The sequence below is a fragment of the Streptomyces sp. LZ34 genome (genome assembly GCF_053890475.1).
This window is the reverse complement of record NZ_CM132680.1, coordinates 5,150,617-5,174,735: the sequence shown is the minus strand read 5'-3', so window position 1 is coordinate 5,174,735 and position 24,119 is coordinate 5,150,617. Positions and strand designations below refer to the sequence as shown.

The 24,119-nt window shown below is 71.3% G+C and carries 27 protein-coding genes and 2 pseudogenes; 17 read left to right on the top strand and 12 right to left on the bottom strand.

Features of this window, described 5'->3' with window-relative positions; genetic code table 11:
* Positions 1 to 23 precede the first annotated feature (23 nt).
* The 5 genes from ACWY4P_RS20530 to ACWY4P_RS20510 all read left to right on the top strand — a co-directional run bounded on the left by ACWY4P_RS20530 (position 24) and on the right by ACWY4P_RS20510 (position 4,113).
* Positions 24 to 923 (top strand): LLM class flavin-dependent oxidoreductase, encoded by a 900-nt coding sequence (locus ACWY4P_RS20530; RefSeq protein ID WP_456211993.1) that lies wholly within the window; start codon positions 24 to 26, stop codon positions 921 to 923.
* 119 nt (positions 924 to 1,042) lie between these two features.
* Positions 1,043 to 1,525 (top strand): hypothetical protein, encoded by a 483-nt coding sequence (locus ACWY4P_RS20525; RefSeq protein ID WP_456211992.1) that lies wholly within the window; start codon positions 1,043 to 1,045, stop codon positions 1,523 to 1,525.
* Between the two features lie 128 nt (positions 1,526 to 1,653).
* On the top strand, positions 1,654 to 3,408 hold the full coding sequence (locus tag ACWY4P_RS20520; protein WP_456211991.1) for a S8 family serine peptidase: 1,755 nt from the start codon (positions 1,654 to 1,656) through the stop codon (positions 3,406 to 3,408).
* Positions 3,409 to 3,633: 225 nt separating this feature from the next.
* The gene (locus tag ACWY4P_RS20515; RefSeq protein ID WP_456211990.1) at positions 3,634 to 3,852 is read left to right on the top strand and encodes an aldo/keto reductase; all 219 of its coding nucleotides are present in this window, start codon (positions 3,634 to 3,636) and stop codon (positions 3,850 to 3,852) included.
* Positions 3,853 to 3,888: 36 nt separating this feature from the next.
* Entirely contained in the window at positions 3,889 to 4,113 is a 225-nt protein-coding gene (locus ACWY4P_RS20510) for an aldo/keto reductase (RefSeq protein ID WP_456211989.1), read from the top strand.
* A gap of 11 nt (positions 4,114 to 4,124) precedes the next feature.
* Here the strand turns inward: ACWY4P_RS20510 and ACWY4P_RS20505 are convergent, their stop codons facing one another.
* Complete coding sequence (locus ACWY4P_RS20505; RefSeq protein ID WP_456211988.1) at positions 4,125 to 5,264, bottom strand: substrate-binding domain-containing protein; 1,140 nt, start codon at positions 5,262 to 5,264, stop codon at positions 4,125 to 4,127.
* Positions 5,265 to 5,815: 551 nt separating this feature from the next.
* Between ACWY4P_RS20505 and ACWY4P_RS20500 the strand changes: the two genes are divergently transcribed.
* Genes ACWY4P_RS20500 through ACWY4P_RS20480 form a run of 5 tightly spaced genes read left to right on the top strand, consistent with a single transcriptional unit; the run spans position 5,816 to position 10,573 of the window.
* The gene (locus ACWY4P_RS20500; protein WP_456211987.1) at positions 5,816 to 8,236 is read left to right on the top strand and encodes a HAMP domain-containing sensor histidine kinase; all 2,421 of its coding nucleotides are present in this window, start codon (positions 5,816 to 5,818) and stop codon (positions 8,234 to 8,236) included.
* On the top strand, positions 8,217 to 8,696 hold the full coding sequence (locus tag ACWY4P_RS20495) for a roadblock/LC7 domain-containing protein (protein WP_456211986.1): 480 nt from the start codon (positions 8,217 to 8,219) through the stop codon (positions 8,694 to 8,696). The genes ACWY4P_RS20500 and ACWY4P_RS20495 overlap by 20 nt, the downstream gene beginning before the upstream one ends.
* Before the next feature lie 52 nt (positions 8,697 to 8,748).
* Positions 8,749 to 9,192, top strand: coding sequence for a DUF742 domain-containing protein (locus tag ACWY4P_RS20490; protein WP_456211985.1), 444 nt, complete (start codon positions 8,749 to 8,751; stop codon positions 9,190 to 9,192).
* The gene (locus ACWY4P_RS20485; protein ID WP_456211984.1) at positions 9,140 to 9,769 is read left to right on the top strand and encodes a GTP-binding protein; all 630 of its coding nucleotides are present in this window, start codon (positions 9,140 to 9,142) and stop codon (positions 9,767 to 9,769) included. The genes ACWY4P_RS20490 and ACWY4P_RS20485 overlap by 53 nt, the downstream gene beginning before the upstream one ends.
* 42 nt (positions 9,770 to 9,811) lie before the next feature.
* Positions 9,812 to 10,573: a class I SAM-dependent methyltransferase gene (locus ACWY4P_RS20480; protein WP_456211983.1), complete on the top strand. Its 762-nt coding sequence runs from the start codon at positions 9,812 to 9,814 to the stop codon at positions 10,571 to 10,573.
* Positions 10,574 to 10,582: 9 nt separating this feature from the next.
* Here the strand turns inward: ACWY4P_RS20480 and ACWY4P_RS20475 are convergent, their stop codons facing one another.
* Entirely contained in the window at positions 10,583 to 11,032 is a 450-nt protein-coding gene (locus tag ACWY4P_RS20475; protein WP_456211982.1) for a DNA-binding protein, read from the bottom strand.
* 84 nt (positions 11,033 to 11,116) lie between these two features.
* Positions 11,117 to 11,644 (bottom strand): hypothetical protein, encoded by a 528-nt coding sequence (locus ACWY4P_RS20470; protein WP_456211981.1) that lies wholly within the window; start codon positions 11,642 to 11,644, stop codon positions 11,117 to 11,119.
* Between the two features lie 256 nt (positions 11,645 to 11,900).
* On the opposite strand from ACWY4P_RS20470, the gene ACWY4P_RS20465 reads away from it, so the two are divergent.
* The gene (locus ACWY4P_RS20465; protein WP_456211980.1) at positions 11,901 to 12,239 is read left to right on the top strand and encodes a hypothetical protein; all 339 of its coding nucleotides are present in this window, start codon (positions 11,901 to 11,903) and stop codon (positions 12,237 to 12,239) included.
* Here the strand turns inward: ACWY4P_RS20465 and ACWY4P_RS20460 are convergent.
* Positions 12,236 to 12,925 (bottom strand): haloacid dehalogenase type II, encoded by a 690-nt coding sequence (locus tag ACWY4P_RS20460; protein WP_456211979.1) that lies wholly within the window; start codon positions 12,923 to 12,925, stop codon positions 12,236 to 12,238. The two genes, ACWY4P_RS20465 and ACWY4P_RS20460, sit on opposite strands and share 4 nt — an antisense overlap.
* Positions 12,926 to 13,041: 116 nt before the next feature.
* On the opposite strand from ACWY4P_RS20460, the gene ACWY4P_RS20455 reads away from it, so the two are divergent.
* The 3 genes and pseudogenes from ACWY4P_RS20455 to ACWY4P_RS20445 all read left to right on the top strand — a co-directional run.
* Positions 13,042 to 13,653, top strand: coding sequence for a CGNR zinc finger domain-containing protein (locus ACWY4P_RS20455; RefSeq protein WP_456211978.1), 612 nt, complete (start codon positions 13,042 to 13,044; stop codon positions 13,651 to 13,653).
* A 157-nt stretch (positions 13,654 to 13,810) separates the two neighbouring features.
* Positions 13,811 to 14,245 carry a hypothetical protein gene (locus ACWY4P_RS20450; protein WP_456211977.1) on the top strand — a complete coding sequence of 145 codons (435 nt, stop codon included), beginning with the start codon at positions 13,811 to 13,813 and terminating at the stop codon, positions 14,243 to 14,245.
* Between the two features lie 20 nt (positions 14,246 to 14,265).
* Positions 14,266 to 15,747 (top strand): annotated as a pseudogene (locus ACWY4P_RS20445) (NB-ARC domain-containing protein); the annotation flags it as partial.
* A 57-nt stretch (positions 15,748 to 15,804) separates the two neighbouring features.
* Here ACWY4P_RS20445 and ACWY4P_RS20440 read toward each other — a convergent pair.
* Positions 15,805 to 16,491: pseudogene (locus ACWY4P_RS20440) on the bottom strand (helix-turn-helix domain-containing protein); the annotation flags it as partial.
* Positions 16,492 to 16,624: 133 nt separating this feature from the next.
* On the opposite strand from ACWY4P_RS20440, the gene ACWY4P_RS20435 reads away from it, so the two are divergent.
* The gene (locus ACWY4P_RS20435) at positions 16,625 to 17,188 is read left to right on the top strand and encodes a flavoprotein (RefSeq protein ID WP_456211976.1); all 564 of its coding nucleotides are present in this window, start codon (positions 16,625 to 16,627) and stop codon (positions 17,186 to 17,188) included.
* Positions 17,189 to 17,295: 107 nt separating this feature from the next.
* Here the strand turns inward: ACWY4P_RS20435 and ACWY4P_RS20430 are convergent, their stop codons facing one another.
* The 4 genes from ACWY4P_RS20430 to ACWY4P_RS20415 form a co-directional block, all read right to left on the bottom strand.
* Positions 17,296 to 17,568 (bottom strand): hypothetical protein, encoded by a 273-nt coding sequence (locus ACWY4P_RS20430; RefSeq protein ID WP_456211975.1) that lies wholly within the window; start codon positions 17,566 to 17,568, stop codon positions 17,296 to 17,298.
* Complete coding sequence (locus ACWY4P_RS20425; RefSeq protein ID WP_456213002.1) at positions 17,565 to 17,918, bottom strand: DUF6247 family protein; 354 nt, start codon at positions 17,916 to 17,918, stop codon at positions 17,565 to 17,567. Before ACWY4P_RS20425 ends, ACWY4P_RS20430 begins: the two co-directional genes overlap by 4 nt.
* A 91-nt stretch (positions 17,919 to 18,009) precedes the next feature.
* The gene (gene msrA, locus ACWY4P_RS20420) at positions 18,010 to 18,669 is read right to left on the bottom strand and encodes a peptide-methionine (S)-S-oxide reductase MsrA (RefSeq protein WP_456211974.1); all 660 of its coding nucleotides are present in this window, start codon (positions 18,667 to 18,669) and stop codon (positions 18,010 to 18,012) included.
* A 130-nt stretch (positions 18,670 to 18,799) separates the two neighbouring features.
* Positions 18,800 to 19,897, bottom strand: a complete 1,098-nt coding sequence (locus ACWY4P_RS20415; protein WP_456211973.1) for a hypothetical protein — start codon at positions 19,895 to 19,897, stop codon at positions 18,800 to 18,802.
* A gap of 114 nt (positions 19,898 to 20,011) precedes the next feature.
* Here ACWY4P_RS20415 and ACWY4P_RS20410 point away from each other — a divergent pair, with 114 nt between their 5' ends.
* Positions 20,012 to 21,202: a cystathionine gamma-synthase gene (locus ACWY4P_RS20410; protein ID WP_456211972.1), complete on the top strand. Its 1,191-nt coding sequence runs from the start codon at positions 20,012 to 20,014 to the stop codon at positions 21,200 to 21,202.
* 46 nt (positions 21,203 to 21,248) lie between these two features.
* Here the strand turns inward: ACWY4P_RS20410 and ACWY4P_RS20405 are convergent, their stop codons facing one another.
* From ACWY4P_RS20405 to ACWY4P_RS20395, 3 genes are all read right to left on the bottom strand, one after another.
* Positions 21,249 to 21,500, bottom strand: a complete 252-nt coding sequence (locus tag ACWY4P_RS20405) for a hypothetical protein (protein WP_456211971.1) — start codon at positions 21,498 to 21,500, stop codon at positions 21,249 to 21,251.
* Complete coding sequence (locus tag ACWY4P_RS20400) at positions 21,497 to 22,081, bottom strand: sigma factor-like helix-turn-helix DNA-binding protein (RefSeq protein WP_456211970.1); 585 nt, start codon at positions 22,079 to 22,081, stop codon at positions 21,497 to 21,499. The genes ACWY4P_RS20405 and ACWY4P_RS20400 overlap by 4 nt, the downstream gene beginning before the upstream one ends.
* Before the next feature lie 96 nt (positions 22,082 to 22,177).
* Positions 22,178 to 22,678, bottom strand: a complete 501-nt coding sequence (locus ACWY4P_RS20395; protein WP_456211969.1) for a MarR family winged helix-turn-helix transcriptional regulator — start codon at positions 22,676 to 22,678, stop codon at positions 22,178 to 22,180.
* A 250-nt stretch (positions 22,679 to 22,928) separates the two neighbouring features.
* On the opposite strand from ACWY4P_RS20395, the gene ilvA reads away from it, so the two are divergent.
* Positions 22,929 to 24,092 carry a threonine ammonia-lyase gene (gene ilvA / locus ACWY4P_RS20390; RefSeq protein ID WP_456213001.1) on the top strand — a complete coding sequence of 388 codons (1,164 nt, stop codon included), beginning with the start codon at positions 22,929 to 22,931 and terminating at the stop codon, positions 24,090 to 24,092.
* Positions 24,093 to 24,119: the final 27 nt, after the last annotated feature.

Genomic DNA, 24,119 nt, shown 5'->3' with positions numbered 1-24,119 from the left:
CTCGCGGCGCTTACATTGGCCCGATGACCAACGAGGCTTCGCCGCGCCGCCGCATCGGCGTGATGTTCGACCGGGACCGCAAGCCCGAGGAACTCTCCGAGTTCGCACGGGCGGTGGAGGAGTACGGAGCGGACGACCTGTGGGTCGTGGAGGACCTGGGCTGGGCCGGGTCGATCGGCTCGGCGACGCTCGCGCTGGCGGCCACCGAGCGGCTGCGCGTCGGCATCGGGATCCTCCCGGCCCCGCTGCGCAACCCGGCGCTGCTCGCCATGGAGCTGGCCATGGTGGCCCGGGTGTTCCCGGGCCGGTTCGTCGCGGGCGTCGGGCACGGTGTGCCGCCGTGGATGGCCCAGGTCGGCGCCGCGTCCCCGACCCCGCTCGCCCTGCTCGAAGAGACGATCGCGGTGGTGCGCACCCTGCTGCGCGGCGAGACGGCCACCCTCGACGGCCGGGCCGTGCACATCGACGGCGTGACCCTGGTCCACCCGCCCGCCGAGCCTCCGCCGGTCGTCTCGGGTGTCGTACGTCCCCGCTCCCTGGAGCTGTCCGGCCGTGCCGCCGACGGCACGGTCATGGCCGAGGGCCAGGGCCCGCGCGCGATCGCCGCCGCGCTCGGCCACATCGCGAAGGGGCGCGCGGCCGCCGGTGCCACCCAGCCGCACGAGCTGATCGTCTTTACCCATCTGTGCGTGGCCGACGACCCCGAGCGCGTGGCGACGGCCACCGCGCCCGTGCGCGACGAGTACTCCGAATGGCTCAGTGTCCCGCGCGACGAGGTGTTCCTCGCGGCGGGCGACGCCGCCACCGCCGCCGAACGGGTGCGGGCCTTGTGGGAGGCGGGCGCGGAGACGGTCGTGCTGCGTCCGGTGGGCGAGGATCCGCTGGCCCAGGTGCGCACGGTGCTGGGGGCGTTGGAGCGCTGACGGCCGGTCTCCGATTGCGGACCATCCTGACACCGACTTAGCGTAAATGTAACAAATAGGGCATACGGGGCGTGTCGCTCCTGTGTTCTTCCTCGTCGATGTCGTCGTATGGAGGATCCATGTCGGTGATGACTGGCACCCAACCTCTGCAGCAGGCACAGCCCCAGATGGGCCAGCAGCAGATCGGCCAGGTCGTGCAGCAGGCGATGCAACAGGCCTGCCAGCAGGCGAGCCAGCAGATCGCGCAGCGCATGCAGCACACCATCCAGCAGCTCCAGCAGATCAGCCAGCAGGGCATGGGGCAGCAGGCGCACCCGTACCTGGCCATGGCGCTGCACTACTCCCTGCACAACGGGGTCCGGCAGGCGGTGGAGCAGGCCGTACAGCAGGCGCTGCCGGTCGCGATCGCGACGCTGATCCAGCAGCAGGGCCAGCAGGGCCAGCAGGGCCAGCAGGGCTTCGGCCAGCAGGGTCAGCAGGGGTTCGGCCAGCAGGGTCAGCAGGGGTTCGGTCAGCAGGGCATGGGCCAGCAAGGGTTCGGCCAGCAGGGCTTCGGCCAGCAGCCGTACCAGCAGTACCAGCAGCCGTTCGGCATGGGCTGACGCCTGGGTTGACGCGGTGCGGTGTGCCCGGGACGTTCCCGAGCACACCGCATCACCGTGGGAGCGCGGCCCCCGGTCGCCGGAGCACAAGTGCAAGGGACGACGTTGGCGTGGTGAAGGTGGACGTGATGCTCAAGAACAGGCCCGAGAACGACAGTGACGGCGCATCAGGGAGCGCGGGCGAGCCCGGGCGCGCGGGCAGGGAGGAGGGGCCGCGCAAGAAGAACGCCCGGCGCCCCATCGCGGTGCGGCCGCGCCGCGAGCGGTACCTGGTGACCCCGCTGCCCCAGCACCTGCTCCCGCCGGGGGTGGCCGCGCTCGACATGGACGCGGTGTGCGAGCGGCTGGGCCGGATGCCGGAGGTCACGGTGGTCCGCCGGCTCCGGCCCTCGGAGAAGCTGGACTCGGCGGGGCCGCCCGCCTCCTGTCCGGAGATCGCGGTGGTCGAGGCGGCCGAGGACCAGGTGCCGTCGATGCGGTCGGTGCACGTCCATGTGGAGCCGGACCTGCCGCTGACCGGGGCCGGGGCAGGCGCGGCCGCCGGGCCGGTGGCGGGGATGATGCCGCTGGCCGACCCGGGTCTGGTCGCCCCGCTGGACGCGCCCGTGGAGATCTCGCTGCGGGTCTGCGGCCCGGACGAGGAGCCGCTGGCCGGGGCCGGGGTGTTCCTCATCGGGGCGTCCTGGCCGGCACAGGGCATCACGGGCGTCGACGGGACGGCGACGCTGGTGCTGGCCACCGACACGGCGGAGTCCGTCCAGGCCCTGTACGTCCGCCCCGCGGGCGGCTACGTGGACCGCTGGATCCACCGCCCGGACCTGTCGGCCACCCAGCAGAACCTGGTCACCCTCACCCCGCTGGCCAAGGTGTACCCGGGACTCGAGGAGCGGCAGCAGTACGGCTGGGGCCAGCAGGCCATGCGTCTCGACCGGCTGCCGCCCACCTTCCGCGGCTTCGGCGTGACGGTCGCGGTCATCGGCTCGGGCGTCGCAGCCGACCACCCCGACCTGAAGGACCGGGTGCGCTCCGGGGCGGATCTCGTCGGCGGTACGGAACGGGGCTGGGCGCACGACGTCATCGGCACCGGCACCCACGCGGCGGGCGTGATCGCCGCGGCCGACACGGGCCCCGGCGTCATCGGCATCGCCGTCGACGCCCGCATCGAGGCCTGCCAGGTGCTGCCCGGCGGCCGCTTCAGCGATCTGATCGCCGCGCTCGACCACTGCATCGAAGCCGAGGTCGACATCGCCCATATCGCGGTGGCCACCCCATATCCCTCCGAACTGGTCTCCCGCAAGCTCGCCGACGCCCACGCCGCGGGCGTCGCGTGCGTCGCCCCGGCGGGCGACTCCGGCGGGCCGGTCGCCTTCCCCGGCTCGCTGCCCACCGTGTTCGCCGTCGGCGCGCTGGGCGCCTTCGGCTCGTACCCGCCCGACACCTCCCAGGCCACCCACGCGGGCCCGCCCCTGACCCCGGAGGGCCTGTTCGCCGCGCGGTTCAGCGCGTGCGGCCCCGAGGTCGACGCGACCGCCCCCGGCGTGGCGGTCCTGTCCTGTTCGCCCCGCGGCGGCTACGCGGCGCTGGACGGCACCGGCCCGGCCTCGGCCCATGTCGCCGGCCTCGCCGCCCTCGTCCTCGCCCACCACGAGGACTTCCGCGGCCATCTGCCGCCCCGTGGACCCGGCCGCGTCCAGCGCCTGTTCGAGATCATCGCCGCCAGCTGCCGCCCCCTGGCCGTCCCCGGCACCTGGGAGCGCGCCCGCACCGGCCGCGGCCTCCCCGACGCCCTCGTCGCCCTCGGCCTGGCCCCGGGCGTACAACTCGCCCCCACGGTCTCGTCCTTCGCCCCGCCCATGGCCGGTTACGGCGTCTCCCCGCTGTGATACGGAGCGTCACATCCGCGCTGGCGTGGCGCCTGGGGTACCTCCCGGCGGTGACCGGGCCCCCGGTATCACACCGTAATGCATCTGGTTACGCTCAGTGTTGTTGGGGGCGACAGTCAAGTCCCCAACACCCTGAGTGGGTCCCGTACTTGCTCCGGCGGCCGGGAGGGTCGTCGCCCTCCGCCGGGTGTCGGGCCACGCCTGGACTACAGCTACCCGGCGGTCATGCGTTCGGTGACGGAGAGCCTGGACCGGCTCGGCCTCGACCGCGTCGACGTGCTCCATGTCCACGACCCCGACCAGGACTACCCGACGGCCGTCACGGAGGCCTACCGGGCGCTGGCCGAGCTGCTGCCGCTGTGCGCCGAGCGCGGGGTCGCCGTCATGGCCGCCGGGGTCTACCAGTCGGGTCTGCTGGCCGATCCCCGGCCCGGCGCGCCGTAGGGCTACCGGAGCGTCCCCCAGGAGCTGGGCGCGCGGGTGCGGGCGATCCGGGGTGTGTGCGAGCGGCACGCGGTGCCGCCCCTGGCCGCCGCGCTTCAGTTCCCGCTGGGACACCCGGCGGTGGTGACCGTGGTGGTCGGCGCCCGCGCACCCCACGAGATCGCCGAGAGCGCCGGCCTCCTCGCGCACCCGATTCCGCCCGCCTTCTGGGCCGAGCTCAAAGCCCTGGGACTGCTGCCCGGGGAGGCGCCGACGCCCTGATGGCCAACTGGTCAGCGGTCCCAGATCTTGCGGTACGCCTGGCGGTAGCCCTCCGAGTCCCAGGACAGCGCGCCACCGCTGTTGGCGGCGGTGGTGATGTGGACGGGGGCGACGTATCCGCTGGCCGGCTCGCCGGCGAAGGCGCGGTTGAACTCGTCGACGATCTGCCAGCCCTGCTCGGAGAGCGGCTCGGGCACGGTCGCGGCCTGGAACTGCTTGCCGTTGACGCGCTCGAAGGCCGACGGGTCGCCGTCACCGGCGCCGATGTTGTACGGGGCACCGTCGCCGTCCTTCCCCGCGGCACGCAGGGCGGGGGCGGCGTGGCGGAAGTACAGGTCGTTGATGGCGACGGAGTAGGTCCACGTGTCCCCGAAGCGCTTGAGCAGGGAGGAGACCTCCTTGACGGAGCGGCTGTTGGCCTCGGGTATGGGGATGTTCTTGTAGTCCAGCAGCTTGACGTCGGAGCAGGTAGCGAGCTCCTTCTTGATCAGCTCGGACTTGTTCTTGGCGAAGTCGGACGAGGTGTCGGTGAACACGATCACGCCCGCACGGCCGTTGGACCGGGCGATGATCCAGTCGGCGCTGATCTTCGCGACATCCTCGACCTTGGACGTCACGTTGCTGAAGAGCTTCGGATCCTTGCTGGGGCCGGGGGAGGCGACGGCGTGCCAGCCGATCACCGGGATGCCGGCCGCGTCGGCCTGCTGGAGCTCCTTGGGGACGAGCTTGGGGCCGAAGCCGCTGATGACGATGCCGTCCGCCTTGGAGTCGATGGCCTCCTTGAAGGCGGCCCTGACGCCGGCGGTGGTGCCCTTGCCGTTGAGGATCCGGGCCCGCCAGCCGACGACCTTGGCGGCCTCCCCGACGCCTTGGGCGACTCCGGCGGGGCCGGGGTTGGCCAGGGTGTGGGCGATGAACACGATGGTCTTGCCGCGCACGGCCTTGGGCCCGGTGGTGGGACCGGTCCAGGGGGCGTCCACGTCCTCGGCCTTCTCGACGGCCCGCTTGGCCTTGGCGAGCACGGTGGGACAACCGGCTTTGGCGGAGCCCGAACCGGACACGTCGGTGTCGGAATCCGGATCGCAGCCGGCGGCGGTGGCCACGGCCAGGAGCGCGGCGGCGGTCACGACCGCCTTGCGGGTGGGATGCACGGGTCTCCTCGCGGGGCAAGAGGGGGCTGGGGCTGTCGGGGTGGGGGAACGACAGGGTAAGGGTGGGTGGGGAAAGGGCAGCGTACGGGTGGGTGGGAGAAAAGCAGCGGTGAGGGGCGCTCAAAGCGTCATCAAGGGCGCCTTCGCGATGGGCAAATGCCGCAGAAAGCACATGTTTCCTGGTCTTAATCGCCTATGCCTTGCATGCTTGCGCGCAAACGGTAGTGTTCACCGCCGGTCGGACTGTGGCGCGATTCCATCGCTCGCACGCGGGCGTGAGCCGTCGCGCGCGGGCGAGCTGTGAGAGTGCCACGCTCCCCCCGGTCGTCGGCGGTCGGCACCAACCACACCTCGGTCACCGCTCAGAAGCACATGGAAGGAGGCCCGGGGTGTCTGTGAACACGGGGGACCCGTCGCTCGGATCCGCATCCGCATCCGAACCCAATCCCGAACCCGACTCGTCCGACAGTGCGCCGCTGACGCCGCGGTCCCGCCGGAGGGCGGGAGTCCTCCTCGACCGATGGCCGTTCCGGCGGAAAATCAACGTTCTGGTGATCGTGCCCGTCGCGGTCGTCGGCGTGCTGCTGGCCGTCGGTGTCACCAGCCAGGTGAACGAGGCCCGGGACGCCGCCCGGACCGCCGACGTGGTGCGCGACAGCGAGCAGGTCGCGACGCTGGTCAACGACCTCCAGGCCGAACACCGCCAGGCGCTGCTGCTGTCCGTGCAGCACGACGCGCTCCGGCCCGGCACCGCCCTGCCCTCGACCAACGCCTACCGCAAGGCGCAGCGCAGGACCGACGACCAGGCCGCCGCTGTGCGTGAGGCCTTCGCCGAGCAGGGTCTGCCGAAGGAGGAGGCACAGGCGCTCGAGTACGTCCGGGGCCTCGCCGTGCTGCGCGACAAGGTCGAACGGGGCTCGGTCTCGGCCGCCGGCATCAGCCCGGCGTACTCGGGCGCCGTCGAGTACCTGATCGACGGCATCGGGCTCGACACCTCCTCCGACACCGCGTCGTCCTCGATCATCCGGCTGCTCGACGCGGCGCTGCGCGCCGACGCCGCCCACGCGGCCTTCGAGAGCGGGGTGTTCTCCGCGCAGACCCAGGACGCCAACGCCCTCACCGAGTACAGCCACGCGGTCAGCGCCCACGCGGTCTACGACTACCAGGCGGAACGGTTCGACAGGATCGCCACCCGGGCCCAGGTCCTGGCCCTCAGTGGCATCGAGCGGGAAGCCGAGCAGAACGGCATCTCGGACCAGTTCGCGGAGCTCCAGATCGACCCGAGCTCCCTGCAGGGCCAGTCGCCGCAGCAGCTGCGCAAGGCGATGGCCGCCGGAACCCGCCAGGCCGAGGCCCGCCTCGACATCACCCAGTCGCTCATCGGACAGGTCGCCGACCGGGCCGACAGCCTCTCCAAGAGCGCCCTGAACAAGGCGCTGGCCATGCTCGCGCTCGCCCTGCTCGGCTTCGCCGTCTGGCTGACGTTCTCCGTACTGGTCCGCCGCTCGGTCGTACGCCCCCTGGCGGCCCTGACCGGCGCCGCGCACCAGGTGGTCGACGTGGCGGGCCAGGAACTCGCCCGGGTCGAGGACGACGACGAGTCGGCGGAGCGCACCCCGCTGCGCCCGCACCCGATCCCGGTCCCGGTCCGCGACGAGATCGGCGACCTGGCCGAGGCCTTCAACCAGGTGCAGGTCACCGCCGCGGCGCTGCTGGAGCGGCAGGTGCTCAGCCGCCGCAACGTCGCCGAGATGTTCGGCAACGTCGGACGCCGCGTCTCCAACCTGACCTCGCGCCAGCTCATGCTGATCGACGCCGTCGAACGCGAGGAGACCGACCCCGAGGTCCTGGAGCGGCTCTACCGCATCGACCACATCGCCGTACGCCTCCAGCGCAACGCCGACAGCCTGATGCTGCTCGCCGGCATCCGGGAGACCGACGTGGAGGCCCGGCCGACCACCCTGGCCAACGTCATCCGGGCGGGCCTCGGCCGGATCGAGGGGTTCCAGCGGGTGGCCCTGCGGTCCGAGACGGAGATCACCGTCGCGCCCGACATCATCGCCGACCTGACGCTGATGCTCGCCGAACTGCTGGAGAACGCGGTCTCCTTCTCGCCGTCCCACACGCCCGTCGAGGTGGTCGTCCGGCCCGGCACCGACGTCAGCTCGAACGGCGGGGCGCTGATCGAGGTCATCGACCACGGCCTCGGGATGAGCGCGGAACGCCTCGACGAGGAGAACGCTCGACTCGTCCGCCGCGAACGGCTCGACCTCGTACCGAGCAAGGTGCTCGGCCTCTTCGTGGTCGGCGGCCTCGCCCGGCGCTGGGGGATACGGGTCACCCTGAGCCGTACGCCCGGGGGCGGGGTCACCGGCTCCGTCTGGGTCCCGGCCGAGCTGCTGCTGACCGTGAGCGCGCTGGACCTGACGCCGACCACGGGTACGGGCGCGGGTACGGGTACGGGTACGGGCGCGGGTAAGGCGACGCCCGGGGACACGGCCAAGGCCGGAACCGTCTGGGAACTCCCGGCCAGGCCGGACCCCCTGACAAAGCCCGAGCGGGAATCCGCCGCGCCCACGCCGCTGCCCGTGCGGACCCCCGCCACCCCCGCCACCGCCGCGCCATCGCAGCCGGGCGGGCTGCCCCGGCGCATCCCGAACCGCAAGGGCGCGGAGCGGACTGCCACCGACGCACCGACCACCGACGCACCGACCACCGGCGCACCGTCCGCCCGCCCGCTGCGCAAGCGGGTACGGGGAGCGACCCTCGCCACGACCACGGCGTCGGCCGACCAGGTCATCCCGGCCGTGCGCCGGCCCGTCGACGCCGAGGCGGTCCGTAGCGAACTCGACGAGTTCGAGGCCGCCGTACGCAAGGCCCAGCAGGACAGCGCCGCCACCCCGACGGAACCAGCGCCGTCCCAACCACAGCCATCCCGGAAGGAGTCGGGCAGTGACCACGCCGACAGATAACGGCAGTTCCGAGGAGCGGGCGGAACCCACCGATCTGCGCGCCGCCGCGGCCGACTTCACCTGGCTGCTGGACCGGTTCGCCAGCGAGACCGCCGGAGTGGTGGACGCCATCGCGGTGTCCTCCGACGGTCTGCTGATCGCCGTCTCCCAACTGCGCGAGCAGGCCGACTCGGAGCGGCTCGCCGCGATCGTGTCCGGCATCACCAGCCTCGCCGCGGGCGCCTCCGGCAACTACGGCCTCGGCGGCCTCAACAAGGTCATCATCGACCTGGAGGGCGGCCATGTGCTGGTGTCGGCCATCGGCAGCGGGGCCGTTCTCGGTGTGGTGGCCTCGAAGGAGGCGAAGCTGGGCAACATCGCATATGAGATGGCCCTGTTCGCCAACCGGGCCGGAGCCGCGCTCACTCCCCAGCTGGTGCTGGAGCTGAAGAAGAACGCCGGCGCCACCCCGGGCGGCTGACCCGTCCCACCACACGGGGGCAGAGGGCACAGGCATTCAGAAGGGGATCGTGATGGCCGCCGGTGAACCAGTACCGCACGAGACAGCGGGCAGCGCCTGGGAGCCGCCGGAGCCGGGCGGCCGCGCTTCCGCGATCCGGCCGTTCCTGCTGACCGCCGGCCGGGTCTCGGGAAGCGGCGCCGCGCCGTCGCTCCCGGTGGAGTCCCAGGTGGTGGCGACCCCGACCGGGCTCTCCGCCCTGGACTCGCTCGCCTTCGAACACCACGACCTCGTCGCCGCCTGCCGGCGCCCGCAGTCGGTGGCGGAGCTCGCCGCCCGGCTGCGACTGCACCTCAACGTGGTCCGGGTGCTGGCGGGGGACCTGTGCACCGCCGGGCATCTGGCGGTCCATGTGCCGAGCGCCGAGGCGACCCAGGACATCTCCGTACTGCGAAGGGTTATCGATGGTCTCCGTGCCGTCCCCGACTCCCGGGGCACACTCCGCGACAGCAGCTGAACAGCCGTCGGCTGTGCAGCCGCCGCTGCCGGTCAAGCTGGTCATCGCCGGCGGCTTCGGGGTCGGCAAGACCACGGCCGTGGGCGCGATCTCCGAGATCCGCCCGCTGACCACCGAGGCCGCGATCACGGAGGTCGCGGCGGGCGTGGACGATCTCACGCACACCCCCGGCAAGACCACCACCACGGTCGCCATGGACTTCGGCTGCATCACCATCGACCCGACGCTGAAGCTCTATCTCTTCGGCACGCCGGGCCAGGACCGGTTCGGCTTCATGTGGGACGACGTGGTCGAGGGCGCCCTCGGCGGCCTGGTGATCGTGGACACCCGCCGCCTGGACGACTGTTACGCGGCGGTGGACTACTTCGAGCACAAGGACATCCCCTTCGCCGTCGCCGTCAACGCCTTCGACGGGGAGGTGCAGCACGACCTCGACGAGGTGCGGTGGGCGCTGGACGTCTCCGAGCATGTGCCGCTGATCGTCTTCGACGCCCGGAAGACGGGCTCGGTCCGGGACGCGCTGCTGGTCGTCCTCGACGTCGCCCTGACCCGGGCGGAGGCCGCGGCCGTGAGCTGAGGCCGCGCGAGGAGTGGAGGAGCGGGGGAGGAGGATGGCGGGATGACCACCACCTCGCGCGCCCATGCGTTCAACGCGGCCGCCGCCCAGTACGCCGCGAACCGCCCTTCCTACCCGCCCGCCCTCCTGGACGTCGTCGAGGAGCTCATGGGGCGCCCCCTCGCCGGCGCCCGCGTCGCCGACGTCGGCGCGGGCACCGGAATCGCCACGGCCCTGCTGCGCGAGCGCGGCGCCGACGTGACCGCCGTAGAGCCCGGTGACGGCATGACGGCCCAGTTCCGCCGTACGCTGCCCGACGCGCCCATCGTCCGCGGCGACGGCAACGCCCTGCCCCTCGCCGACGCGTCCTACGACCTCATCACCTACGCCCAGTCCTGGCACTGGACCGACACCACCCGTTCCGTCCCCGAGGCGCTACGCGTCCTGCGCCCGGGCGGCGCGCTCGCGCTCTGGTGGAACACCAGCGCCCTCGATGTGCCGTGGATCGCCGCGCAGGACGAGCGCGTCGCCCACCACTGCGGAGTGAAGTCCCCCTCCAAGGAACGTCCCCACGACGACCGCGCCATCCAGCTGGCGGGCCTCGCTGGTCTCAACGTCGCACGCCGGCAGGTGCGCTGGAGCCGCGTTGTCCCCCTCGACACGCATCTCGCCAACATCGGCAGCCACTCGGCGTTCCTCGTCCTCGGCGAGGCCGGCACCCATGCCTTCCTCACCGAGGAGCGCACCCGCATACGCGAGATCTTCCCTGACGGGATGGTGGAGGAGACGTACGTGGTCGACCTCCTGGTGGCCGCCCGGCCCTAAGACCCTGAGCTACGCCGAACCTTCCGTGTCGGCCGCGGCACGACTGGCCAGCCGCTCGTAACGCTGCCGGGCGGCCTGCGGAGTGCCGAGCCCGAGCCCGAAGGCCACCTCCTGCCACGTCATACCGCGGCCCCGCGCCATCTGGAGCAGCCCGACCTCCAGCTCGTCCATCTCCCCGCGCATCAGCGGTACGAGGCTCAACGCGGCAGTGATATCGGCCTGATCCACCTCCGCCTCCCCATCAACCGGCTGCGCGGCCCCGCTGAGCAGGAACGACACCAGCCTGACGGCCTCGTGCGGCCCGATGAGCGAAGCGTGCGCCTGCCGCCGACGCTGCTCGTCGGTGGCGGCGTGCCGCTCGGCGATGCGCATGAGAGACGCGTAGACGCGGTGGGCTCGTGCCTGGTCCGGCGACGGGGGTGTGAAGGGATCGGGGTGCTGATCGGGAGTTGACGACATGAGATCAGGATGGGCGGCGCACGATCTGATGTCAACTGATCGTTGTAAACAGATCGTTCAAAGGGTGCGATGGCGTGTGACCGGCTACCCGACGTCCACCACCGGAACCCCCGGAGCGAAGCGGGCGACCGCGGCGCCCAGCCGCTCCCTGTCGAGGCGCCAGCCGCTCTCCGGCCGGAAGATGTCGACGTCGGCGGGAAGGTGCGGCGCCAGGGCGCGCATCGTGACGCGGCCGACCGGCCCCCGGATGGCTCCGGGCGCCGCCGGCGCGCCTTCGCGTCTGGCCAATCCGATGTACGGGATCGAGGCGGCCGAATGCTGTCGCCAGAGAACGACGGCCGTGATGTCCTGCCAGGGCACGTGGACCGCGCCCGACCGGCGGAGGGCGGGATTCCCGCCGAGCAGCACACCCGTCTCGTCGACGCGCAGCGCCACCTTGCCGTTCATAGAGGAATACGCCGTGAACAGCCCTCCGACGACGCAGAACGGCAGCACCAGAATCCGCGCGTACAGCGGTTTGTCCGGGAGCGTTACCGCGCCCACCGCGCCGATCGAGAGAAAGATGATGATGAATACGTTCTTGCGATTCCACCCGTAGCGCACCTCGTACACCAAGGACCCCCGTCCGCTATGGATGGATTGTGGCAGTCCTCTGTGTTCCGTGGGAAGGGACGCGGTGCAACTCGACTGTGCGGGTGCGGGGGCCGGGTTCAGAGAACCTGATGAGCCTCACCGTCGTCAACGGCCTGCCCGCACACGTCTTGGTCGTGCACTTCGTCATCGTGCTCGTTCCCCTGAGTGCCCTGGCGGTCGTGGTCGGCGCGATATGGCCGAGTGCCGCCCGGCGGATGGGGGTTGCAACGCCCTGGTGCGCAGGCACGCCGAACTCGGCGACGGGTTGCTTCCCTGGGCCGCGGGCCTGTTCGTGCCGGCCACAGCGGTCTGGTGGACGACCCGCAGGTCGACGTCGGTGGAGGCGGCCCCCGGGGAGCAGAAGACCCGGGCAGCCGCGCCCCGGTCCGCGCTGGTTGTCCGTGCCGTGGCGGTGGTGCTCTCCGTCGGGGTGGCCGCGGGCGCCGTCGTGGACGTGTACCGGCAACGGCTGACACCCTCGGCCCGGTTGCCGGTGGGTGACGGGACGGCGCCGCTGCCGAAGCGACCCGGACCCGCACAGGGCATACGTCCGCGTCAGCCGGTCGCCCTCTAGATCTTGTCGAGTTGGTCGGCCAGATCGGCCAGGCCGTCGGCGTGCAGGTCGAACCGGTCCGAGGAGGTGGGCGGGTCGCCGACGGGGCGGGCGACGTAGGCGGTGCGCAGGCCGAGGCGCTGCGCTCCGCGCAGGTCCCAGGCGTGGGCGGCGACCATCAGCAGCCGCTCCGGCGGCCGTGCGGAGACGGTGACGGCCAGCTGGTAGACCGCCGGGTCCGGCTTGTAGGTCCGGGCGTCCTCAGCGGACAGGGCCTGGTGCCAGCGCAGTCCGGCGTGGGCGTTGAGCCCCAGCAGCGCCGTCCGGCTCGCGTTGGAGAGTCCGATCAGCGGGAACCGTTCGGCGAGTCGGGCGAGCCCTGCCACGGTGTCGGGCCACGGCGGGAGCCGACGAGCCGACAGCGCCAGCGCCGCCACGGCGGCCGGGTCATCGACTCCGGCGGCGTCGGCGACGAGCCGGGCGGCTTCCCGGTCGAGGGCGTCGCTGGTGAGGTAGGGCCGGCCGCCGTCGAGGATGCGACGCTGCTCGCGGTCGATGTGCTGCTGCCACAGCGACAAAAGCTGCTCGGTCCTGGTGTCGTCGAGCGACGGGGCGAGCTCACGAATGCCGGCGCGGAGTCCGGCGGGTTCGTCGACGAGCGTGCCGAGCACGTCGAACACGACGGCATCGATCTCCAGCACTGACATGGGCGAGGTCTCCCGGACGAAGCAGGGGCGTGGGCGGCCACCAGCCTCGCGTATGTAAGGGCTAAAGTGGCTGTTAGTCGAACGTAGCGAGAGGTTCGCCAAGGATGCAAGTCACGTTGGACGATTACGTCTGGGCGGCGGGGGTCGCGACCGACCTGGTCAACACCACCGCCGAGGTTTGGCGCGGCGACGACCACCTGCCCGACCTGGCCGCCCTCGTCGAGTTCACCGACCTGCACGGCGACCAGTCCGCAAACGACACGGTTCCCGGCGCGCTCTCCGAACTCGCCCGCCGCGCACGCACCGCCGACCTCCATGCGGTCCACGCCCTTCGGAAGACCGTGCGCGACCTGATCGATCACCCCGACCGCGACCACCTCATCGCCGGCGCCACCACGCTCACCTCGCCCGCCCAGGGCGCCACCCTGATTCCTGATCCCGCCCACGGGAACCGCACACGCTGGGCCGTCCCACTCCGTGACGGAGCAACCATCGCCGACGCCCTGTCACTGATCTGCGGCATTGGCATACTCGGGGCCGTACACACCCTCGGCGAACAGCGATTCCGCCCATGCACCGCGCCCACCTGCCGGGGAGCGTTCATCGACACCACCCGGCCCGGCAGCCGCCGCTACTGCATGCCCGGCCTGTGCGGCAACCGCGTCAACGTCGCCAACCACCGCGCCCGCCAAACCGCAACGCGCGACCGGCTCTCCAACTCCCAGTAGCCAGGTCCCCGTTCGGCGGCGGGCGTCCGCCTGGAGATTTGCTGTGGGGACGGACGCGTTGCGGGGTCCGGGAACCAGCACAGACAGCTACGCTGGGTTGCCCATCGTGTCACTGTGTACCGGAACACCAGCAGAGTAGGAAGCAGGGGGGACGGCCATGTCCGTTGATGTGGTTCAGCTCGCGCAGGACTTGACGCCGTACGCCACTACGGCGATCACCGCTTACGGGGCCGCGGTCCTGGCGCGGGTCGAGAGCGATGCCGCCGATGTCACCGTCTCGTTCGGGCAGCGCGTGCTCCGACGTCTCACCGGCCGGGATACTTCCGACGGCAGCGAAACGACCGCGGAACAAGACACCCTTGCCGACACTGTCGCAGAGCTGGCCGACATACCTGATGATGCGGACTTGGCCGCCGTACTCCGTGTACAGATCCGCCGACTGCTGGCAGCGCATCCGGGCATCGCCGCCGATATAGCTGGCTGGGCACGCCCCGCAGCGCCGACGACGGTCACCATCACCACGTCGGGGGAGAGGTCACCTGCCGTCCACACCAACTACGGCACCATCCACACCGGCGACACCACGGCCTGAGCCTCGGCAGGGGTGAAGCTATGACGCACGGCGCATCACCGAAGAGTCCGAGCCCGATGACCTCGGGTGCCAGGTCACCCGCCGTCGGCACAAACCACGGCGCCATCTTCACCGGCGACACCACCGTTCAGACTCCCCTGGTACTGCCACCGCCCGCCAACGTGCCCGCATCTCACGCGCTGCACAACCTCCCGTGGCCCGCCGGTCACCGATTCGTCGGTCGTCAGGCGGAGATGGCCGCGCTGGAGCAGGCGTTGCGGCCACGGAATGAACGGGCAGCCATGCACGTGGTCACTCAAGCCATATCCGGGCTCGGCGGGATCGGAAAGTCCACCCTCGCCCTCCACTTCGCCCATGTCCACCTGCTTGAGTACACCGCGGTCTGGTGGATCGACGCCGAGACTCCCGAGACCATCACCGAGTCCCTGGCGCAGCTCACTGCACGGGCCAACCCCGGGACCAACACCAGCAGCGCACCCAGCACAGCCCTCGCCGAATGGGCTCTGGCCTGGCTGGATACCCACCCCCGATGGCTTCTCATCTTTGACAACGCCACCCACCCCGACCACCTCGCCCCCTACCTGGCCAGACTCACAGGCGGCGACCACCTCATCACCAGCCGCCTCACCTACGGCTGGCACGAACTATCCGCCACACCCCTGCAACTGGACGTCCTCACCGCACCGGCATCCACCAGCCTGCTGCACCAACTCGCCGGACCAGACCACAGCAACGAGCCCTCGGCGGTCGAGGAACTGGCCGACGAACTCGGACACCTCCCCCTGGCACTGGAACAGGCAGGTGCCTACATCCGCCGCACCCGCAACACCTACTCCGGCTACCTGCACCGCTTCCGCACCCGAGCCGCCCGAATGTTCAACACCCCCGGCAACGGCGACCCACACAGCACCACCATCGCCCGGACCTGGCGCATCACCCTCGACACCATCGCCGACCGCGACCCACTCGCCGTCCACCTGCTACGCATCATGGCCTGGTTGGCCCCCCACGACATACCCCGTGGCATCCTCAGCGGCGTGGCCGACGAGCCAGAGACGGGTATTGACGACGCCATCGCCTTGTTGAACGACTTCAGCATGATCACCCTCTCGCAAAGCACTGCCACCACACACCGCCTCGTCCAAGCCCTTGCCCGAACCCCGGACCCCCAAGACCCCCACCGCACCGAGTCAGCCATCACTAGAGCCCAATCAACTGCCGCAAGCCTAATCAGCCACGCACTGCCCGACGACCCGAGAGACAACGTTGCAGGATGGCCGTGCTGGCGTGCCCTCCTCCCTCACATCGACGCCTACCTCACCCACACCCGCCCAGACGCGGACACCGCTTGCTGTAATTACCTTCTCCATCAAGCTTCACTATTCCTGCGCGGTCAGGGTCAAATTGCCCAAGCCACTCGATACGCGCTCCGCTCCGCCGCTACAGCGGTAAGACTCAACGGCGAAGATCATCCCTTCGCTTTGGCCTCCCGCAACGAATTGGCGGGCGCTTACGAGTCGGCTGGGGACCTGGCCCGCGCCATCCCTCTGTATGAGCAGACCCAGCAGCCCATGCCCGGAAGCGACCAACCTCTGTCCGATGGTGTACTCGCCCTCGCGGAAGTAGACGAGCGCACGCATGTACTGGCGTACTGCGGACAGCAGCGGGTCGGAAGCCCTGGACGCGGCCCAGTCCATACGATCCAGAGCCACCGTCGACAAGTCGTAGTAGCCCAGTTTTACGGCCAGGTCATGCGCGGTGCGGTAGGTACTCGACAGCGCGGCCCACAACACGGACGACGGGGACCGATACGCGGCTGTGGTGATCTCCGCGATCGTGTCGGGGAGATCAACAGCAGCATCGTGGAGCCTGGTAGCGCGGACCAGCTGACACAGCCCCTCGGCAGCTGCGACGAGCTGCGGAGTGGGCCGAGGAGTGATCGCAGGGTCGGCCCCCAGGTCGTAAAGGTCGAGGGCTTCGCGGATTGGCCGGACCAGCGAGGCCAACCGATCTTGCTGGAGCTCGGTCACGTAGGGCTGACCGGTCAGCGCCGTGACGTCGATGCTCAGAGCCTTTGCGACAGCCGCCACCAGGTCAGGGCTCGCCGGCTTGTGCCCGGACTCGACTTGGGTGAGCAAGCTGTACGAATAGGGGACCCTCTGAGCCAGCCCCCGCTGAGTCAGCCCAGCCCGCTTCCGATGATGCGCGATCCGAGTGCCCGTGTGTTCGTCGCCGGGGAACGGCATGCATGCCTCCCTATCGTGACTCACTCAACAGAAACGCTACCCGCCCGGCCACAGCAGACAATGGTCAACGGCGATCTCAGCCCCGATTGAGCAGGGTTTGCAGGTAAGGGGTAAGACGCGGTGAACTGCCGCCATGACCGCGAACCGTGTCTTGTACCTGTTGGGAAGCGCCGCCCCGCCCGTGCTGAACATCGCTGGCGTCATCGAGCAAGCACAGGCCGCCGACTGGGATGTCTGCCTCGGCCTGACCCCCACCGCCGCACGCTGGCTTGGTGATGATCTACCAGTGTTGGAGGAGTTGACCGGGCACCCAGTGCGCAGCCAGTACAAGCTTCCCCGAGAGCCCGATGTCTGGCCCCCCGCAGACGTCGCCGTCGTGGCACCGGCCACCTTCAACACGATCAACCAATGGGCACTGGGGATCACCGAGAAGTTCATCGTCGGGTTCGTGGCCGAGGCCATCGGCAAGGGCATCCCCACCGTGACCATGCCGTGCGTGAACGCCGCCTTCGTGCAGCACACACAGTTCGACACCAGCATTACCACGCTGCGCGCGATGGGCGTACGCGTCCTGTACGGCGATGGTGGGTTCGTGCCCAACAAGCCGGGCCAGGGCCGACCGGAAAACTATCCGTGGCACCTGGCCCTAGATGCCGCGGCGTCAGCCGTCAGCGGGCGCGATCCATATGGGGCATGATCCGCCCTCGGATGGGGCACTTAGCTCGACGCCCGTGCCAACGAGCCTGTTGTGCCATGTGACCCGTTAGCGAGACGCAGCCACCGGTTCGGCAGTGGGCGCCCGCCTTAGATATGTGGGAAGGGCGGGATGATGCGGACGACCACGATGAGTTGGTCTCGCGGTGCCACCAGGAAGTGGAACCAGCCGTCCGCCGCGTCCATGCGGCGCATGCCTCCCGGTCGGGGGCCGTTGCCGAAATCGCTGACGTCGACTCCCATCCCGGCCAGGCCGACCAGTTGCTCCGCGAGACGCTCCACTTCGGCCACCACGTGAGCGGGGATGCCGCCTGCGACGTGGGCGTGATCGGGGTCGTATTCCCAGCGCCAGCCGGTGCTCACCGCGGCGGGAGGCCGAGCGCGGCGTATGCGTCGTCCAGGATCCTGCCGAGAGCGGATGCGGCGCGGCGGGCCTGCGCCGCGTCGCCGGTCTCGGCGGTGTCCTCCCAGTGACGGAACTCTTTCGCGACATTCGGCTGCCGCTGGATGTGGACGTAGACGGCCCACTGGGCGATGAACCGCTGGAGGGGGGCGAGATCGGAAGCCTGGCGGGACTGATCGGCTGCCTGATCCAGCTCCCGTGTGAAGGAGGGCAGGGCGGCGGGTGCGATCTGCACGACGGCCTGGCGGAGGGCCGTGACGGTGGCAGGCGGCTGAGGGATGAGTGGCTGCCCGGCGCTGGAGGTGGTCATTGCTGCTCCCATGGGCGAGATTCTGATCCCTGGGAGCAGCGTACCGAGCCCAAGCTCGATCACATCGCCCGAACGAGTGAGGCGAGGGCCCTCAGCTTCCAGCGGGGGCGATCCCCACCGGGCAGGAGACGCCCGTGCCGCCGATCCCGCAGTAGCCGGCCGGGTTCTTGTCCAGGTACTGCTGGTGGTATGCCTCGGCCAAATAGAAGGGGCCAGCCGGGAGGATTTCGGTGGTGATGTCGCCGTAGCCGGACTTGGTGAGGACGGACTGGTAGGCGGTGCGGGAGGCCTCCGCCTCGGACTGCTGGTCGGGGGAGTGGGTGTAGACGGCCGAGCGGTACTGGGTGCCGACGTCGTTGCCCTGGCGGAAGCCCTGGGTGGGGTCGTGGGACTCCCAGAAGAGCTTCAGCAGGGCGGCGTACGAGGTGATCGAGGGGTCGTAGACGACGCGGACCGCTTCGGTGTGGGCGGTCAGGCCGCTGCAGACCTCTTCGTAGGTGGGGTTCTGGGTGTGGCCGCCCTGGTAGCCGACGAGGGTGGTCCAGACGCCGGGGGCCTGCCAGAACTTGCGCTCGGCGCCCCAGAAACAGCCGAGGCCGAAGTCGGCGACGAGCAGGCCCTCGGGGTAGGGGCCGGTCAGGGGGTTGCCGAGGACGGTGTGGCGCTCGGGGGCCGGGAAGCCGGGTTCGGCGCGGCCCTTGAGCGCTTCCTCGGCGGAGGGGAGGTGGGTCTTGTGGCGGCTGAACAGCATCGATGGCTCCTAGGCTCCACGGTCGCCGAGCGGCGGGTGCGGTGTGTGCACCTTCACTTCGAACTTTCGAACTTCGTACAGGTCTCGTCGCTTACAACCGGGTGGGGCCGTGGGCCATTCCACGCCCCCCTCAGCGCGGCAGCGTCGCCGGCGTGCCGCCCCGGCCTTCCCAGCCCGCGACCGCCAGCGCCCGGTAGGCCGTGTATTCGGCCGCCGGGTCCGTGCCGTACGACCACGGGATCGCGCCCACGTGTCCGTCCACGTGCCGGAGCTGCTCCATCGCCTCCGCGTAGCGCTCGGCGCGCACCAGGAACCAGACCAGCAGGTGACGGACGTGCGGCTGGACCGGGTGGTCGGCCGGGGCCTCGCGGACCGCGAAGAGGGCGCCTTCGATGGCACGGGTGACGACCGCGCTCTCGTACAGGGTGCGCACCAGGTTGGCCTCCGGGAGGTGCTCGAAGACCGCGAAGAGGGGGAGGGCGGGCAGGAGGCTCTTGCCCGGGGCGGAGCCGGCGGCGGCGTGGGTGAAGGCGTCGGCGAGGGCCTGAGAGCCGTGCCACTTCTCGCACCAGTAGTGGAGCGCGGCGAGGTGGGCGCCCATGTGGTGCGGGGCGCGCTCGATGACCTTGGACCAGAGCGCTTCGAAGTCGGCCTGCCGGTACGCGAGGCCGCGGGCGACGCCGAGCTCGATGATGTACGGCACCGGGTCGCCGGGTGCCAGCTGCGCCGCCTCGGCGCAGACCGTACGGGCCTCCTCCAGGATCATCCGGAAGTCCGCCGACGACGGGTCGCGCAGCGCCTGGCGGACCAGGAACTCGGCGTGCACGGCGGCCGCGCCCGGGTCCTTGGGCGCCGCGACCCGCCAGGTGCGCAGCCACATGCCGCCCTGGCCCGGCGCCTGGGCCAGTTCGAAGGCGGCCGCGCCCGCCAGGGTCTGCACCCGCTGCCAGCGCAGCTCGGAACTCGCGTCGGTGAGGGCCAGCAGGCGGGCGGCGCTCTGCCAGTCCCGGGTGCGCTGGACCTCCTCCAGGGTGTCGATCAGCTCGCGGTCCGGGCCGGGCAGCCGTACGTCCAGCCGGTCGGGCGGTACGAAGCCGTACGCGCCCGGGTCCGTGGCGCGCACCGCGCCGCGCATGGCCTCGCCGCCGCCGCGCATCCGGCGCACGGCGGGTACGACGAGGACACCGCCGATCATGATGATGGCGATGAGGAAGATCAGATACTCCATGTTGTCCCCTGCTGCCCCTGCTGTCCCTTGTAGTCGGAACGCCTGTGGTCCAGCCTATGTGCCCGCGGGGTCGTTGAACCCGCTAGTACCGCGGTGGGCATTACCCTCGGCCCCATGACCGAGCAGCACACCCAGCAGCCCGCCCCGCACGACGGTGCGGGGCACAGCGCGCAGAGCTTCGAGACCCTCGCCATCCACGCGGGGCAGGAGGCGGACCCGCTCACGGGTGCCGTCGTCCCTCCGATCTACCAGGTCTCCACCTATAAGCAGGACGGGGTGGGAGGGCTCCGCGGCGGATATGAGTACAGCCGTTCCGCCAACCCCACCCGCACCGCCCTCGAGGAGAACCTGGCGGCGCTGGAGGGCGGGCGCCGCGGCCTCGCCTTCGCGTCCGGTCTCGCCGCCGAGGACTGCCTGCTGCGCACGCTTCTGGTCCCCGGTGACCACGTCGTCATCCCGAACGACGCCTACGGCGGCACGTTCCGCCTCTTCTCCAAGGTCGCCGAGCGGTGGGGGGTGGAGTGGTCGGTCGCCGACACCTCCGACCCGGCGGCGGTGCGGGCCGAGCTCCGGCCCCGTACGAAGGCGATCTGGGTCGAGACGCCGAGCAACCCGCTGCTCGGCATCACCGACATCGCCGCCGTCGCCGACATCGCCCGCACCGCCGGGGCCCGCCTCGTCGTCGACAACACCTTCGCCAGCCCCTATCTCCAGCAGCCGCTCGCGCTCGGCGCGGACATCGTCGTGCACTCGACGACCAAGTACATGGGCGGCCACTCGGATGTCGTCGGTGGCGCGCTCGTGGTCTCCGACCCCGCCCTCGGCGACGAACTGGCCTTCCACCAGAACGCGATGGGCGCCATCGCCGGGCCGTTCGACTCCTGGCTGGTGCTGCGTGGCATCAAGACCCTCGCCGTACGGATGGACCGGCACAGCGCGAACGCCACGCGCGTCGCGGAGCTGCTGGCCGCCCACCCCAAGGTGACCGAGGTCTTCTACCCGGGGCTGCCCGGGCACGCGGGGCACGAGGTGGCGGCCAAGCAGATGCGGGCCTTCGGCGGCATGGTCTCCTTCCGTGTCGCGGGCGGCGAGCAGGCGGCGGTCGACGTCTGCGACCGGACGCGGCTGTTCACGCTCGGCGAGTCGCTCGGCGGCGTCGAGTCGCTGATCGAGCACCCGGGCCGGATGACGCACGCCTCGGTGGCGGGGTCGGCCCTGGAGGTGCCCGCCGACCTGGTCCGTCTCTCGGTGGGCATCGAGGCGGTCGGCGATCTGCTCGCGGATCTCAGCCAGGCCCTCGCGTAACCGGTCCGCCAGGAGCGGTCACCAGCCGGTCACCGGCCCGCCGCGGTCACCAGCCCTCCAGGGGAGGGGTGGTGTCGGTCGGCGGCGTCGTCCACGGCTGGACCATCGCCGCCCATACGGTGAAGGCGATGATCGCGGCGATCAGCAGGACCCAGCCGGCGGCCCGTACGGCGCGGTGGCGGCGCAGCATCCGCCGCCCCCGCCCGGCCGCCCGGTCGGCCAGGTCCGGCGGCACGGCCGGGTACGGGCCGTCCAGCATGCGGCGGACCTCGTCCTCCTTGCGGTCGGGGAAGCTCATGGCGCCGCCCCCGCCGCCCCCGCCGCCCCCGCCGCCCCCGCCGCCCCCGCCGCCCCCGCCGTCCGGCTGGACTCCGGGCGCGGGCGTCGCGCCCCGGGCGGGCGGCTGCGCATCAGCGCCACCGAGCGCGTGCAGATCGCGCGCACCCGCTCGACCGGCAGTCCGAGGGCGGCCGCGGCCTGCTCCTCCGCCACGCCCTCATGCAGCCGCAACACCAGCACCAGGCGTTCCTGCGGGGTGAGCCGCCCCAGGAGGCCGCCGCGCGGCCGGCGGTAGCGCCAGGCGCGGTGGGCGAAGAGGGCGGCGAGTTCCCGGCGGGTGTGGTCGTACGGATCCTCTCCGCGCAGCCGGTCCCAGCGGGCGTAGGTGCGGGCGAGCGCGGTGGTCAACAGGCGCTCGGCGGCGCTGATTTCCCCCGGTGGTCGCCCCGGTAGTCGCCCCGATGGTCCCCCTAGTGGTCCCCCTGATGATTCCCCCGTGAGCAGTGTCGCCGCATGCAGCAGCCGACCGCCCGCCCCCGCGGCGAACGCCGCGAACTCCCGGGTCCGGCGGCTCTCCCGTGCTGCCCGCCTCTCGCGCACCCGTCCTCCGCCTCCTGTCCCCTTCAGGACACGGGTCCCCCTTCAGGACACGGCAGGCACGGCCGCCCGGTCAAGAGGCGTGCCCGCGGGGGTGGCTCAGGATGCGGACGCCGCCTGGGGCACGGGGGCGTGCGCGGCGGCCAGCGCGACGTTGAAACGGGTGAGGAGGTCGCAGAAGATGTCCCGCTCCTCCACGGTCCAGCCGTCGGTCACCTGCGCCATCAGCGCGCGCCGCGAGGACCGCACTTCCTCCAGGCGGGCCTTGCCGCGCGGGGAGAGCTGAAGGACGACCGCGCGGCCGTCCTCGGGGTGGGAGGTGCGCTTGACCATGCCGGAGTCGACGAGCGGGGCGACCTGCCGAGTGACGGTGGACGAGTCGATGCCCATGCCCGCGGCGAGCGCCTTGACTCCCATAGGTCCTTCCTTGTCGAGCCGGTTGAGCAGCAGATACGCGGCGCGGTCCATGGAGTTGCGGGCCTGTCCGACGCCGCCGAGGCGGGTCTGTTCGGCGCGCCGGGCGAAGACCGCGACCTGATGCTGCAGGAGGTCGAGTACGCCGGTGTCGAGGTGGGTCGTCATGTCCGATTGGGTGGGCATGGACTAAGGCTCACTTCATGCGGTGGTCTGTGGGATGGGGCACAGAGTACGCGGCTGGGGGCTCGCCCGTACGGGGGCTGCAGAAACCTGCCGCCCCGATCGGCCCTCGCTGGTGCGCGTGGGGCGAGCTGCGAGACTTGGGACCATGGCTCCACGCACTACCTCCGCTTCCGGTACCGCATCTTCCGGTGAATCTTCCGGTGCCCCGGCGTCCGTGATCACGCTCGACGATGTGCGTGCGGCGCAGAAGATGCTGTCGGGGGTCTCCCGGATCACCGCGCTCGAAGGCAGCCGCTATCTGTCCGGCCTGGTGGGTTCGCCGGTGCATCTGAAGTGCGAGAACCTGCAGCGTACGGGCTCCTTCAAGCTGCGCGGGGCGTATGTGCGGATCGCCGGGCTCAGCCCCGAGGAGCGGGCCGCGGGCGTGGTGGCGGCCAGTGCCGGGAACCACGCGCAGGGCGTCGCGCTGGCCGCCTCGCTGCTGGGCGTGCGCTCGACCGTCTTCATGCCGCAGGGTGCGCCGCTGCCGAAGATCGCGGCCACCCGGGACTACGGCGCGGACGTACGGCTGCACGGCCAGATCGTGGACGAGACGATGGACGCCGCCCAGGAGTACGCGCGGCGCACGGGCGCGGTCTTCATCCACCCCTTCGACCACCCGGACATCATCGCGGGGCAGGGCACGCTGGGCCTGGAGGTCCTGGAACAGTGCCCGGAAGTACGCACGGTCGTGGTGGGCGTCGGCGGGGGCGGGCTCGCGGCGGGGGTGGCGGTGGCGGTGAAGGCGCTGCGGCCGGACGTGCGGGTGGTGGGGGTGCAGGCGGCGGGCGCCGCGGCGTATCCGCCCTCGCTGGCCGCCGGGCACCCGGTGTCGATCGAGTCGCCCACGACGATGGCCGACGGGATCAAGGTGGGGCGGCCGGGCGACGTTCCGTTCCGGATCATCGACGAGCTCGTGGACGAGGTCCGTACGGTGTCCGAGGACGCGCTGGCCGCCGCGCTGCTGCTGTGTCTGGAGCGGGCGAAGCTGGTGGTCGAGCCGGCCGGGGCCTGCCCGGTGGCCGCGCTGCTCGCGGAGCCGGAGTCCTTCGAGGGGCCGGTGGTGGCGGTGCTCTCGGGCGGCAATGTGGATCCGCTGCTGATGCAGCGCATCCTGCGGCACGGCATGGCCGCGGCGGGGCGGTACCTCTCGCTGCGGCTGCGGCTCACGGACCGGCCGGGGGCGCTCGCCACCCTTTTGGCGGCACTGTCGGCGGTCGATGCGAATGTGCTGGACGTGGGCCACGTACGGACCGATCCGCGGCTCGGGCTCACCGAGGCCGAGGTGGAGCTGCACCTGGAGACGGAGGGTCCGGAGCACTGCGCCGAGGTGCGGGAGGCGCTGCGCGAGGCGGGCTACACGGTGCTGCCGTAGGGGTCCCCTCTCGTGTCTCCCCTGTCT

Coding starts and splice junctions, on each gene's coding strand:
- ACWY4P_RS20530 (WP_456211993.1), top strand. CDS start 24: ATGACCAACGAGGCTTCGCCGCGCCGCCGCATCGGCGTGATGTTCGAC.
- ACWY4P_RS20525 (WP_456211992.1), top strand. CDS start 1,043: ATGTCGGTGATGACTGGCACCCAACCTCTGCAGCAGGCACAGCCCCAG.
- ACWY4P_RS20520 (WP_456211991.1), top strand. CDS start 1,654: ATGCTCAAGAACAGGCCCGAGAACGACAGTGACGGCGCATCAGGGAGC.
- ACWY4P_RS20515 (WP_456211990.1), top strand. CDS start 3,634: ATGCGTTCGGTGACGGAGAGCCTGGACCGGCTCGGCCTCGACCGCGTC.
- ACWY4P_RS20490 (WP_456211985.1), top strand. CDS start 8,749: ATGGCCGCCGGTGAACCAGTACCGCACGAGACAGCGGGCAGCGCCTGG.
- ACWY4P_RS20485 (WP_456211984.1), top strand. CDS start 9,140: ATGGTCTCCGTGCCGTCCCCGACTCCCGGGGCACACTCCGCGACAGCA.
- ACWY4P_RS20480 (WP_456211983.1), top strand. CDS start 9,812: ATGACCACCACCTCGCGCGCCCATGCGTTCAACGCGGCCGCCGCCCAG.
- ACWY4P_RS20475 (WP_456211982.1), bottom strand. CDS start 11,032: ATGTCGTCAACTCCCGATCAGCACCCCGATCCCTTCACACCCCCGTCG.
- ACWY4P_RS20460 (WP_456211979.1), bottom strand. CDS start 12,925: ATGTCAGTGCTGGAGATCGATGCCGTCGTGTTCGACGTGCTCGGCACG.
- ACWY4P_RS20450 (WP_456211977.1), top strand. CDS start 13,811: ATGTCCGTTGATGTGGTTCAGCTCGCGCAGGACTTGACGCCGTACGCC.
- ACWY4P_RS20435 (WP_456211976.1), top strand. CDS start 16,625: ATGACCGCGAACCGTGTCTTGTACCTGTTGGGAAGCGCCGCCCCGCCC.
- ACWY4P_RS20425 (WP_456213002.1), bottom strand. CDS start 17,918: ATGACCACCTCCAGCGCCGGGCAGCCACTCATCCCTCAGCCGCCTGCC.
- msrA (WP_456211974.1), bottom strand. CDS start 18,669: ATGCTGTTCAGCCGCCACAAGACCCACCTCCCCTCCGCCGAGGAAGCG.
- ACWY4P_RS20415 (WP_456211973.1), bottom strand. CDS start 19,897: ATGGAGTATCTGATCTTCCTCATCGCCATCATCATGATCGGCGGTGTC.
- ACWY4P_RS20410 (WP_456211972.1), top strand. CDS start 20,012: ATGACCGAGCAGCACACCCAGCAGCCCGCCCCGCACGACGGTGCGGGG.
- ACWY4P_RS20405 (WP_456211971.1), bottom strand. CDS start 21,500: ATGAGCTTCCCCGACCGCAAGGAGGACGAGGTCCGCCGCATGCTGGAC.
- ACWY4P_RS20395 (WP_456211969.1), bottom strand. CDS start 22,678: ATGCCCACCCAATCGGACATGACGACCCACCTCGACACCGGCGTACTC.
- ilvA (WP_456213001.1), top strand. CDS start 22,929: ATGCTGTCGGGGGTCTCCCGGATCACCGCGCTCGAAGGCAGCCGCTAT.